The sequence below is a fragment of the Petroclostridium xylanilyticum genome (assembly GCF_002252565.1).
Lineage (GTDB): Bacteria > Bacillota > Clostridia > SK-Y3 > SK-Y3 > Petroclostridium > Petroclostridium xylanilyticum.
Genome location: NZ_NPML01000016.1, coordinates 1 through 963 on the forward strand (window position 1 = coordinate 1; position 963 = coordinate 963).

2 protein-coding genes are annotated in these 963 nt (G+C 36.1%); both read right to left on the minus strand.

The annotated features are described in order from the left end of the window. Positions 1 to 4: 4 nt before the first annotated feature. Positions 5 to 367 (minus strand): ribosome hibernation-promoting factor, HPF/YfiA family, encoded by a 363-nt coding sequence (gene hpf, locus CIB29_RS09960; protein WP_094549293.1) that lies wholly within the window; start codon positions 365 to 367, stop codon positions 5 to 7. 199 nt (positions 368 to 566) lie between these two features. Continuing rightward, positions 567 to 963: ribonuclease HIII (locus CIB29_RS09965; protein WP_242965155.1), on the minus strand; the 397-nt coding region annotated here is incomplete at its 5' end.

The following is a 963-nucleotide window of genomic DNA, read 5'->3' on the forward strand; positions in this document are numbered from 1 at the left end:
TATGTTAAACTGTTTCCTCTTCAAAATCATTAGGTGGTAATCCGTCATTGACTGTTTCAACTACAAAGGCGTTCTCTTTTAGTTTCTTTGCAAGACGGGTGTTATTTTTCCTGATCTGTCTTTCCAGGGTGTCCACTATTTTATCTATTGAAGCGTACATATCACTATTTGCTTCTTCAGCTCTAAGGATCATTCCGTTAAAAGGAATAGTGACTTCGACAATTTGCCTGTCCTTTTCAACTTCCAGTGTAACATGCACTTCTGTGTCGGCATCAAAGAACTTATCCAACTTACCTAACTTTTTGTGAATCCTGTCTCTCAAGCCATCGGTTACGTCAAGTTTTCTTCCTGTGATGATAAATCTCATAAGCTCAGCTCCTTTATATTGAGTTACTGATATGATGAATATAAGTTTTGTTAAGTATAATCTTTAATATTATGACCTGAATTTAACACAACCATTACATTATTCTTAACAAAACTTTTACAATATTATATATTCGACAATATATAAAATCTTCCTGCAATTTTAGCAAAAATTTTTGGTTTGTGGACAACGGTTTCCGTTATCTCTTCTCTACGTTTTCCGTTATCTTAAAGTGTACCTTCGCCACCTTTTCCAATTCGATTTTACCATATTTTTCTATAAACTTTTCTGCGGTTGCAGTTACTGCTTGTCCAGCTCCTTTAGGGAAAACAATCCCATATCTTTCTTGCAGTTCATTCACCCTTATAACAAATCTTTCCCGTGCAAGTACAGAAGCTGTAGCAACGGCCAGATCCTCTTCACCCTTAGGTCTCTGGATAAGTGTAACTTCACGTCCACGTTCCATTAAAGCCTCTTTTATGTATTTTTCATTTCCAAATTGGTCGACAATAGCACCTTCAACCTTATATTTACGGGCAAGCAAATTTTCTATAACTCTTGCATGGGCCCACGCAAGAAGGTGATTTAAATTCATT